Genomic DNA, 11,530 nt, shown 5'->3' with positions numbered 1-11,530 from the left:
AATATTATAGGAGTCGAGAGAAATGGCAGAATTATTTACACAAGAACAAGCAAGGGCATGGCTTAGGAAAAACCATCTAAAGACGGGTAAAAGCATCCAGGATGCTTTTATTAACGAGATAAAAGGAGTTCTTCAAGAAGCCTTAGAAGAAGAGATGAATAGCACTCTTGGTTATTCTAAATATGACTACACAAATAAAAATACCGATAACTCAAGAAACGGTCATACAAAAAAGACGGTAAAAAGTCAATTTGGGAAGATAGAACTTGATATCCCAAGGGACACCGATGGTGAACATGAACCAATCATTGTAAAAAAACACGAAAGAACAATATCAAGCGATCTTGAAGGAATGATCGTATCATTGTTTTCTCAGGGAATGAGCAACAGGGACATAGGATCTCATATGAATAAAATATATGGCCTTGAAGTCTCTCCTGAAATGGTTACCAGGATAACAGATAAGATTCTACCGATTGCGAAAGAATGGCAAAGCAGACCGTTGAATGAATTGTATCCTATAATTTATCTGGATGGTATTGTTTTCAACGTGAATAAAGATGGCCAGATAGTAAAGAAAACTGCTTATGTAGTTTTCGCAGTAACGATTGAAGGAAAAAAGGATATTCTTGGAATATGGATAGGCGAAGCCGAATCATCCAAATTCTGGATGGGTGTTCTTGCTGATCTAAGAAATCGAGGTGTAAAGGATCTGCTTATTTGTTCTGTTGACGGTTTAAACGGATTTGAAGATGCTATTAAAGCGACATTTCCCAAAGCGGAGATTCAAAAATGCGTAGTTCATCAGATAAGGAATAGCACTAAATTTGTCAGTTATAAGGACAGAAAAGCATTCTGTGCCGATATGAGGGAAATCTACACTGCTGCCAATGAGGAAGCAGGATTAGCTGCCCTTGATCGATTTGAGAAAAATGGGACGATAAATATTCATATGCAATCAAGAGCTGGAGAGATAATTGGCAATATTTATCAACATTTTTCAAATATCCTCCTGAAATACGGCGAATAATATATACGACCAATGCAATAGAGAATTTCAATAGGCAGATACGAAAAATCACAAAAACAAAAAGCTCATTCCCTACGGATGATTCACTATTCAAAATACTGTATCTGATAGTGTTTGACGCATCTGAGAAATGGACGATGCCTATGCGTGAATGGGGCATTATAGTGAACCAGCTAAGGGTCTATTTCGGCGAAAGGGTTGATACATATTTATAAATATGAAGGGATATTCATATGGATAGTTTCAGCAAAAAAGGTTACACTCCCTCTGTAGTAAGTTGTCTTCTTTTTTAAACTTCAAGGACGTATCTGGTACCTATTTTCTCTTTATCCTTACCCCGTTCTTCAGCCACTCCTGCTCCCGGATATACTGTGCAAACATGCGCTGGAATGACATGAACTCTTCAACTTTATCAGGATACATCACACGTTTGCAACCCACAGCATAGCTTAAGGCAGCATACCCAGGAATACGCTCAATTCCAATAGGATGCCACACCCTGTTGATACATTCAATAGTCAGCACGGGATCGCACATGTGGTCGCCATTCAGGTCATAATACAGCCCTATTCTCATGTACCTGTCAAGCTTCCTAATAAATAACACCAAGCCTCCATCAGGTTCATAATAGTGCCCGACTGATGCATAGCTGTCCGCATTATTAATAACCAGGCGGCTTGGCATTCTGAGCCTGAGATCGTACTTATAGTGCCCGAACATGTCAAGACGGTGCCTGGTAAGTAGCTCTTCGATCACATCCTGGAGTTCGAGTTTAGCCTTCGCTATCTCGTTTCCGGGTTTCCTTCTCATAATTCTGTGTCGTTTTATAATTCTACAGTATCATGCAGATGCCTCAATCAGTTTCAGGAAAACTCTCTGCAAATCCATTCTCTCTTCCTCGAACATGGATATGGTTCCACCAATGGATTTTACTGCCGCGGCTATTCCAAGGCGTGCGTCCGGATCAGTCAGTAACGAGATATGACCGTTTACTGGTTCGACAGAACGCACGCCTTTTACTCCCTTCAACCCCTCTATAACCCTCTGTACCGGCAAGTCCTGGACTTCAAGTACATATCTTGCTCCTTCTTTTTCTCGTACCTTATTTCTGAGTTCTTCTACAGTACCTACAGCCAGCAGCTTACCGCGAGCAATTACGCCTATCCTGTCGCATATCTCCTCAACCTCAGCCATGCTGTGACTGCTCAGAAACACGGTTACTCCTTTCTCTTTGCTCAGCTTCCTGATCAAATCACGCATCATCTGGGCACCCAGAGGGTCGATGCCGCTGGTAGGCTCATCGAGGAACAATACGCCCGGCTCGTTAATCAATGCCTGCGCCAGACCGAAGCGTTTTCTCATGCCTGTTGAGAAACCTCCTGTTCTCTGGTCTATGGCACGGTTAAGACCCACTAATTCTAATAAGTCAACGATACGCTTCTCTCTTGTCTTTTCATCGATATCATAGAGTTTGGCATAGAACCTGAGATTCTGCCTTGCAGTGAGATTATCGTAATAGCCAGCAGGCTCAGGCAAAACACCTGTTGCTTCCCTTATCTTAATGACTTCTCTCACAATATCAAAGCCTGCTACCCTGCCTGAGCCGCCTGTAGGCTCAAGCAGACCTATCAGCATCTTCATTGTTGTGGTTTTGCCTGCGCCGTTAGGTCCTACAAAGCCAAAGACCTCGCCCTTTTTAACTCTAAGGTTAAGCGAATCCACTGCTACAAGCTCATTTTTCTTACCAAAACGCTTGGTAAGGTTTATCGTTTCTATAATGTTTTCATTTTGATTGATTTCTTTATCCATACTTATCTTCTTCCAAATTTACGTATTATAAAAACAAGCGCAATAATAGCCAGAACAACCATCCCGATTCCTGCTACACCGCTTGATCCTGATTTTTCCACATTCACTTTGATGCTCTTTTCCTCGCCCTGAATATCGCCGCTCCTTGCACGCATGAATATCTCTTTTATTCCTGAGCCTGCATCTGCTCTCGCTGTGATCTCAACAGGAATATTCCTCGATTCCCCAGCCTCCAATTTTTCTATTGTCCCGAAGCTCCTGATCTGGGTGCTGATGCCGCTTACCTCCTGTATCTCAAGCTGCACATTGCTTAAAGCCTCATCACCGCCGTTCCTCAGGGTTACACTGATCTCTGTCGAACCGCCAGGGTTAAGCGTTACCTCGCTGTAGCTTGGATAAAGGCTGAGTATCTGACTTTTCTCAATACCTTTGTTGACGGTGACCTCAAGTTTCTGGGATATGCTCCTCTCGTCTCCGCTCACAGCACCCACCAGTATCGGGTATATGCCGTCGCTTGCATTCAGGGAAGGTTTGACTTTCACTTTGAACTTCTGCTCGCCTTTGGCTGGCAGTTCAAGGGAGGTTAACCTTACATCATCATCGCTATCCAGGAGAAATTCCACATTCCAGCCTTCCGGCTTGCTCAATGCTCTTAAGTTCAGCTTTATCTGCTGGTCGTATCTGTTTTTCAGAGATACGATAAATTCCGCAACATTTTCAGGTCGTACTTCAAGACCTGCTATAGCTGAGCGCATTTCAAGATATGCACTTAACGCCTGGGTTGGGTCTATATCTGGATTGATGCTGATGCTCAGAGGCAAAGAGATAATCTGGCTGCCGCTTTCCATGGATGCTCCTATCACAACTTCATAATCCCCGTCGGTTGCATTGGTCGGAGGCTGGGCTACAACCTCAAAATCCTGCTTGCCTTTAGCAGGGATGCTCAGTTTTGTAATCCTCGCTCCATCTGAGGAAAGCATATCAACGCCCCACTCGTCTGGCTTTGAGAGCACTGAGAGCTTTACTGTTGCCCTGCTGTCGTATTTATTCTCCACTGAGACACTGAACTTGGCTGGAGAACCTGGGTGGGTTTTTCTGCCGGGGATGCCTGAATATATATCAAGATTGGGCATGGCGTTTCTATCCACGGTTGCCGCAAACTCGCGATATACCAATTCGTAGTTGGTCACATCCTCGCCGTATGGCTGCAAGCCTATCCTTATCAAATATGCGCCGTCGCTGGTATTAACCGGCACCCGCACTCTTAAAATGATTTGCTTTGAAGCGGTTGAGTCTGCAGGGAAGGTTATCTGGCTGACCTGGTTATTATCTGCATAGAAACCGGCAAGCCAGTTATCAGGTTTTTTATCTACGAAAAGCTTGACAGAGACACTCTTAGTTGTATTGTAGCCCTTTTGCAGCGTTGTGGTGAACTCAACAGTATCACCGGGGCGGACAACCTTGCCTGTTATGTCTGTGGTTGCTGTGATCTGGGAGAACTCTGCACTGGCTAAAGGTATTATTAGTGTTAGTATTGTGATAATTCCGAGAATTTTAACCATATTCATGTACTTATGTCCTTCCTGAGAAATGCTATGAAAGCTATTATAAGCAAGATGATGGGAGTTACTATTAGCACTGTTAAGTTCATCCAGAACTCGCTGAACCACTGGGAAAGGGTAAAGCGGGTGTCTAATATTCCTTTGATATTTGATTCTATTCCAGGTCCTCCCCAGGCTAAATTAGTCTTACCTGTGATAACCTCAGCATAGTGATGCATAGGCGATATGTTGGAGATTTTTGCAATAACTCCCCAGCCGTTTCCGTCTGTTAAGGTCTGTCCTGTAAGAAGGAAGAGGGCTATAACTATCACAGTGAAAACTATAGACAGACCGAGCCATATAACAACATTATATATGAGTGAGTCAGCTGCATCCTTTACCACGATTGATAGAATGACGCCAATACCAAGGAATACCAGTGTATAAAGAAAAGTGAATAATATGTAAAGGGCTATTCTGGTTAGTTCCAAGGTGCTCACCGCTCCTCCGAGAAGAAACAGCAATGTTCCGACTGATACGGCTGAGGAGACAAAAAGAACAAGAAATAACGTCAGCATGGAGCCGAGGAGCTTACCCAGAATTACAGTATCTCGAAAAACTGGATGTGTAAGCAGAACATTCAATGAACCCGATTTCTGTTCTTTTATCACAGCATCAAAGCTCAGAGCAATGCCTATCAGTGGGGCAAACCACGTCATAATTCCAGCAAGACCTTTTAATCCCAACATAAGAACTGATGTTGATTCTCCCATCCTGCCAATGCCTTCTTTCGCCAAGATTTGCATCAAGCCTTGCTGGTAGCTAAAGACGAATATTACCAGAGTAAAGGTGACCAGCAATGCTAAGAATACAGGGCTCCAGAGATTATCCGCAAACTCTTTCTGAGCAATTGTTATTACATTTCTGAAATTCTTATCCATAATTCTCACAATGTTATATCCTTTCGCAAGAAAGCTACAAACGATGCAACAAAAAGTAATATTGGCATAATTATCAATGCAATGAGGTTTGTCCAGTAATCGTTAAACCAATCCCCTATCGTATGTTTGGTGTCAAAAATCCCTGAGCTAATTTTCTTGCCAGTAATAGCGTTGACACTTCCCACGCTTATTCCTGGAACACCTGTCACCACCTCCGCATAATGATGTATTGGTGAAAATATTTGAAGATCGCCGTTAAGCGCAAGTGCCTCATCATTGCTTTTTAATTTAAAGATAATTTCCCCGGTAGCAATAGAAGCTGCTACCGAGATGATCGCTCCAAATATTATGACTAGGCTGATCCATGCAACAATGCCGTAGATAAATGAATTAGTCGAACTGCTTGAAAATATAGATATCAGAACCCCTAATGCCAAAAAAGCAGTAAGATAAATAAAAATGATAACCGCAAAAATAAGTATTCTGCTTAATTCCATTAAACCAATCTCGATTCCAGTGAGAACAAGCATGGTTCCGACCGAGGCAACAACAGATAAGAATACCACCAGTGCAAGGGTCGCCAGTCCTCCTGTTATTTTTCCAGCTATGATGTTATCTCGAAAAACGGGATGCGTCAGGAGAACATTTAACGATGCCGATTTTCGTTCTTTAACAACTGCATCAAAGCCGAGAGCAATGCCTACTAAGGGTAGGAAAAGGCCGATGATCTGGGCAACGTCAAGAAAACCCATATCAAATATATTAAATCCGTTCTTTCCCGCTTGAACGCTAAAAGAGAATATAATCAGCGTAAACATCGAAAGCAAAACTCTGAACCTCGGGCTATAGAGGTTATCAGCGAATTCTTTTTGAGCGATTACAAAAACATTTCCAATATTCTGTTTCATACAATTCTCCTTAAAACTATTATAACAGTTAATGCGATCACTGAAAAAACAGAATTAAAACTAGGCGCTTTGGGTGCATCACCTGTTGGTAATGCTGTTGCCGTAATATTTTGTTGTCCGGAGAGCTGAGCACTCTCTTTAACGGTGATTGGTTTACTTGTAACTCTATAACCCTCTTTGGTAGCATTTAACAGATATCTGCCAGGCTTCTTAAAACTGTAATTTAAATGACCTGTTTCGTTGGTTACGCCTATTTCTTTGCTGCTGAGGGTAATCATTGCCTTTTCAACAGGTTTTAACATAGATTTGACCTGGATAGCAAGTTCCTCACCCTGTTGAACCGACGAGAGGGCGTTGAGGGACATAACCTCATCATATCCGCTAAACTTAATCACGAGCAGATCGGCAGGCGATGGATGAACAAGCAATCTACTGCCGTCTGGACTCCAGCCGCCAACTTCGTAGTTGAATTGATCATTTGAAGTAATTTGCACACGTTCTGTACCATCAGACTTTGATATGAACACCTGTCTTGTAAAAGACTCTTCTCTGGGCCAGAAGATGCTGTGGTCGACTTCCTTCCCTGTCTTTTTATCAATTGCAGAAGAAAAGGCAATATAATCGCCAGAGGGATGCCATGCATACTTATACGGAGTTAATGCAATGGTGGCCCTGCCGCTTCCATCTGGATTTATCGCATAGAGATTGCCATTTTCTATAAACGCTATTTTGTCTCCTTTCGGATTCCAGCTTGCACTGATGACGTCTCTTCCAGTAACCTCTGAAAGCAGGTTCTGATTTCCGCCATCAGAATCAGCTACAAAGAGCTTAGAAGCTATTTTTCCATCATTATAAATTGTTGAAGCAGTGAATATTATCTTTTGCCCATTTGGACTTAAAATGAAAATATCATCAATAATCCTATTATCACTACTTATGATTTCGATCGCACCAGTCCCATCCACGTTTATTGTACGAACACTCCTACCTACCCCGTAAAATATCTTGCTGTCGTCAGGACTCCAGCCAATAGGTACACCTTCTTGTGAAAGCTGCTGCAATCCTGTTCCATCCTCATTTATTACCCACAGGTTCTTCCCATTAAAAGCTATTTTTTTCCCATCGTGGCTCCACAACGGACTCCGCACATCGAGTTCGATGGATTCATTGGTAAGCTGCTTCAAAATAAAGCCGTTCTCATTCACCACATAGAGCTGGCCAACATCGAGCTGGCCCTTCTCAGGATTAAAACCCATTACAATAAGTCCCTTTGTTCCATCAGGGTTCCAGCTAAAATCCCGCTGCCATCTGACATTTAAATTTTTCTTCCTTATCTCTCTGATCGATTCAATAGTAGTAAAATTATTAGCAATAACCCCGAATCCTGTTCCATCAGGATTGGCAATTATAAAGAACTCTCTTATCGATAATCCAGTTGCTGGGAGGACTATTCTATTACCGCCAGGACTCCAGGATCCCAAAGACATGTCGAATGAACTGCTTCTTGTATTGTTAAGCGTTGAAATGATTTCTTTCATTTCAGTTCCATCTGCATTTAGCACATATACTGAAGTAAATCCGTAATCCTCAAGTCGCCTGATGGCTGAAACTACCAAAAGCCTGCTCCCATCAGGACTCCACGAGCCAAGTAAACTTCCACGTTTTAAATCTAATTTGGCGGTTTTGGCAAGGCTATAAAAATGAGGGTCTATTATCTCCGAAATTGAAGTGATACTTTCGATGTTCGCAGAGTCATTTATTCTCTCTAAAGGAATAGCTGAAGCTGCCATCACAGTTGTCAGTAGTGTCGCGAATGATAAACTTAATATTAAGGTTTTTCTCATGCGGTTTCCTTTACAGAGTTTCATATCATTCATAGACTCATTACCTTATTTTCCATATTTGCTGCGTGTTTTTTTTCAGATTTTTAAAAATAAAAAAATAAAAATTTTAAAAATTTGGTTTATGGCCAGTTCCGACCAATAAAGTACTGGTAGCCGTAGTAGATGTTCTGATAGTCGTTAACTACTTTGAAGTATACTGGCGGGTTCTGTACAGGGTTATAAGTACCAGGTGCTGGAGCATTACCGTATCTCTTGCTCATCCGCTCAATGAAGTTTCCATTCTGGTCTTCTGCATACATCGCCACATAGCTGTTGTACGCGCCAGACTCTACAAACTGTGATATTTTATCACCTGAATTGACACTGCACTTGAACCAATCCGCATCAGATCCAGTATATATATCTGCCTAGTATGCATCAGATGCAGCATAGTTCGGACAGTAAATAGTATACGCCCCAGACTTAGAGTTACTTACATCTGGGGGTTCTGTTATTGTCGTCGCAGCCGCTAGCCCGGCAAAGATATTAAGAGCTATCATCACAGCCATTACTGCTGACACAGTTCTTTTCAACTTTTCCATATTTTCACCTCCTTTTTTATTACTCCGAGGCAAAACCAGGCAAGTCTTTAATACTTTGAAAGTACTAACCTAAATTTGCCTTCGGGCACTTTGGGGTTCAGTTGCTTTTTGGAGTTCCTGAACCCCATGATTCTAAAAACAGGCTGCTTTTTTAAATAACTTCTGTGACAAATGTTTGCATATGATTTTTTGTATAAATTTGATTTTAAGTTAAAAGAATGTAAGCTGCTGTCATCCAAGCCACTAATCGATTATTGCTTTAAACTTCAATGAATCTGAGGATTCGTTCAAGTATCAAGTACTGATATCCTTCCTGAGGAATGTAATGAAAGCTATAATTAGCAAGATAATTGGCACTACAATCAGCACTATTAAATTCATCCAAAACTCGCCTAACCACTGTGAAAGTGTAAAGCGGGTATCGAAGATGCCCTGTATCTTTGAATCACCACCAAGGAATCCTCCCCAACCAATATCGTTTTTACCTATTGTAAGCTGAGCATAATGGTGTGAGGGCGCTATACCCATCAGTTCAGTTGCAAATCCAAGGCTCTCCTCTGGTGTTTGTCCAGTTGATACGTAAATACCAGCAAAGACTACTGAGCTAAATAATATACTAAAAAGCCATATAGCGATATTATAAATCAAGGAGTCGCTTGAACTTTTTACAAGAATTGAAGTAACGACCCCTATTCCCAAAAAAACAAGGACATAAAAGAAAGTTAATATAATAAAGATTCCAATTCTTAAAATATCCGAGTCCTTTATTGGAATACCTGATAACATCAACATAGTCCCCATGGAGACTATTACTGAAATTATCAGCACTAAGGCTAAAGCTAATGCTGATCCTGCAAGCTTTCCGACAATTATATTATCCCTGAAAACAGGATGAGTTAAGAGAACATTTAAAGAGCCTGATTTTATTTCTTTAACCATGGTATCAAAGCCCAAAGCTATGCCAATTAATGGTGCAAAGCTACCTATTATTCTTGCTATGCCCTCAAAACCACGCAATGCAGGATCTATTGAAAAAATTCGCTGCGTATACTGTGCCTCTAGTCCTTTTTGATATGCGAACACAAATACAATTAAACTGAATGTAGCAACAAAAATAAGAAGTCTAGGACTCGATACGTGATCTGCAAATTCTTTTTGGGCAATTGAAATTATATTTTTAGTATTGTTTATCATAATATCTCCTAAATATCCTTTCTCAAGAATGCAATGAATGAAAGTGTGAATAGAATTATAGGTACAGCAGCTAAGACTACAATGTTAGCCCAAAATTCATTTGTCCATTGTCCGAATGAATAGCGTGTATCTAAAATACCCTTAATAGTTTCCTGTTTCCCCACCCCCCCCCCAACTTAAATCAGAGAATCCAGAGGTAACTTCAGAATAATGATATATTGGGGAGAATTTTTGGAGCTGAAAATTGAGTTCTCTGAACTGCTGATTGTTACCCATATCAAACAATGACTGCCCAGTTACAATAGAAGCAATAATCATGATAGTGGCTCCAAATACCACGCATAAATTAAGCCACGCAGAAATTCCATATGTTAATGAATCGACTTCATTTTTTGAAATTACAGAGGTGAGTATACCTATCGCTAGGAATATGAGTAAATAAATAAAAGTAAAAATTGCAAAAATCAAAAATCGATTCAGCTCAAGTAAGCTTGCTTGTTTTCCTGAAATTAATAGGTTTGTACCAAACAAGACAGACACTGATAAAAAAACCACAAGCAAAAGAGTTGACATTGATCCCAGAATTTTCCCGGTGATTACGTTGTCTCTGAATACAGGATGGGTCAATAAAACATTCAAAGAATTGCTTTCGGTCTCTTTAGTTACGGCATCAAATCCAAGAGCTATTCCTATTATAGGCGAAAAAACTGCAATTATCTGGATAACGTCTGTGAAACTGGAACCTAATCCTGTTCTATAGCTGTATGAGAATAATATGAGCAAAAATATGGATATCAATACCCAAAATCTTGGGCTCCACAGGTTATCGGCGAATTCTTTTTGGGCTATAACAAAAACATTATTTATATTTCGCTTCATAAAACTCTCTTCCGTCTTTTGGAATTATAAAATAACGATACTATTAATCCGGTTATTGATAAGATTAAAGTAAACCCAGGTGTTTCGTGGGTGTTTGCAGTTTTTGCTGGAAGCGCGGTTTCCATAACTTCATTGATTTTTTGTTCTGGCACTTTTTCACTTTCTTTGAGAATAATTGTTTTAATTGCGGCTCTATAACCTTCTTTTGTAGCATTTAATTGATATCTGCCAGACTCCTCAAGGCTATACTTTAAATTCCCTTTTTCATCGGTTACTCCAATTTCTTTGCCATTGAGGGTAATTGATGCCTTTTCAACAGGCTTTGACATTGATTTGACTTCAATGACAAATTTCTTGCTTCGTTCGATGAATACAGGGGCAAAAACTGACATTACTTCATCATGTCCACTTAGTTTCATTATTGATACATTATCCGTTCTCATTTCCTTATCAAGAGAAGACACAATCAACCTGCTTTCGTCTGGACTCCAGCCTCCATAAATTATATAGGACTTTCCTTTAGTAGTAAGTTGTACAGGCTCTGTACCATCTGGATTAGCTAAAAAAATATGAGCTTCATAAGAATTGCGTCTTGGCCAGAAAGTATCAAAATCTATTTGATTCCCTGTTACTGGATCTATGACTGATGAAAAAATAATTTTATCACCGGAAGGACTCCATGCATATATTGGCTGCTGCAACAGGTCCCCCCAGCCTGTTAATGCTAACATTGCCTTCCCAGTCCCATCAGGATTCATTGTATATAACTTGGATTTCGGCGCATTTAGTCACTATGAACCTAA

Annotated in this window: 11 protein-coding genes and 1 pseudogene; 1 reads left to right on the top strand and 11 read right to left on the bottom strand. The window is 40.6% G+C overall.

All coding sequences use genetic code 11. The features are described from left to right. Positions 1-22: 22 nt before the first annotated feature. Positions 23-1,245, top strand: a pseudogene (locus tag MNV_RS00465) (IS256 family transposase). 100 nt (positions 1,246-1,345) lie between these two features. Here MNV_RS00465 and MNV_RS00460 read toward each other — a convergent pair. The 11 genes from MNV_RS00460 to MNV_RS00420 all read right to left on the bottom strand — a co-directional run bounded on the left by MNV_RS00460 (position 1,346) and on the right by MNV_RS00420 (position 11,485). After that, positions 1,346-1,840, bottom strand: a complete 495-nt coding sequence (locus MNV_RS00460) for a hypothetical protein (protein ID WP_096203389.1) — start codon at positions 1,838-1,840, stop codon at positions 1,346-1,348. 30 nt (positions 1,841-1,870) lie between these two features. Further along, positions 1,871-2,839, bottom strand: a complete 969-nt coding sequence (locus MNV_RS00455) for an ABC transporter ATP-binding protein (protein ID WP_096203388.1) — start codon at positions 2,837-2,839, stop codon at positions 1,871-1,873. 2 nt (positions 2,840-2,841) lie between these two features. Next, positions 2,842-4,407 (bottom strand): COG1470 family protein, encoded by a 1,566-nt coding sequence (locus tag MNV_RS00450; protein WP_096203387.1) that lies wholly within the window; start codon positions 4,405-4,407, stop codon positions 2,842-2,844. Then, positions 4,404-5,321: an ABC transporter permease gene (locus tag MNV_RS00445; protein WP_096203386.1), complete on the bottom strand. Its 918-nt coding sequence runs from the start codon at positions 5,319-5,321 to the stop codon at positions 4,404-4,406. Before MNV_RS00445 ends, MNV_RS00450 begins: the two co-directional genes overlap by 4 nt. A 5-nt stretch (positions 5,322-5,326) precedes the next feature. Next, on the bottom strand, positions 5,327-6,229 hold the full coding sequence (locus tag MNV_RS00440) for an ABC transporter permease (RefSeq protein ID WP_096203385.1): 903 nt from the start codon (positions 6,227-6,229) through the stop codon (positions 5,327-5,329). Then, positions 6,226-8,019 carry a TolB-like translocation protein gene (locus MNV_RS00435; RefSeq protein WP_179293710.1) on the bottom strand — a complete coding sequence of 598 codons (1,794 nt, stop codon included), beginning with the start codon at positions 8,017-8,019 and terminating at the stop codon, positions 6,226-6,228. The genes MNV_RS00440 and MNV_RS00435 overlap by 4 nt, the downstream gene beginning before the upstream one ends. A 173-nt stretch (positions 8,020-8,192) precedes the next feature. Then, the gene (locus MNV_RS18850; RefSeq protein ID WP_143311539.1) at positions 8,193-8,372 is read right to left on the bottom strand and encodes a hypothetical protein; all 180 of its coding nucleotides are present in this window, start codon (positions 8,370-8,372) and stop codon (positions 8,193-8,195) included. 108 nt (positions 8,373-8,480) lie between these two features. Further along, positions 8,481-8,654, bottom strand: a complete 174-nt coding sequence (locus tag MNV_RS19185; RefSeq protein WP_179293709.1) for a hypothetical protein — start codon at positions 8,652-8,654, stop codon at positions 8,481-8,483. Positions 8,655-8,948: 294 nt separating this feature from the next. Continuing rightward, positions 8,949-9,848, bottom strand: a complete 900-nt coding sequence (locus tag MNV_RS00430) for an ABC transporter permease (RefSeq protein ID WP_096203383.1) — start codon at positions 9,846-9,848, stop codon at positions 8,949-8,951. A 141-nt stretch (positions 9,849-9,989) separates the two neighbouring features. Next, positions 9,990-10,727: an ABC transporter permease gene (locus MNV_RS00425; protein WP_256999876.1), complete on the bottom strand. Its 738-nt coding sequence runs from the start codon at positions 10,725-10,727 to the stop codon at positions 9,990-9,992. Continuing rightward, on the bottom strand, positions 10,724-11,485 hold the full coding sequence (locus tag MNV_RS00420; protein WP_096203382.1) for a PEGA domain-containing protein: 762 nt from the start codon (positions 11,483-11,485) through the stop codon (positions 10,724-10,726). Before MNV_RS00420 ends, MNV_RS00425 begins: the two co-directional genes overlap by 4 nt. Between the last annotated feature and the right edge of the window lie 45 nt (positions 11,486-11,530).

It is taken from the genome of Candidatus Methanoperedens nitratireducens (assembly GCF_900196725.1).
In the GTDB taxonomy this organism is placed as follows: domain Archaea; phylum Halobacteriota; class Methanosarcinia; order Methanosarcinales; family Methanoperedenaceae; genus Methanoperedens; species Methanoperedens nitroreducens_A.
This window is presented reverse-complemented; position numbering and strand designations above follow the sequence as displayed.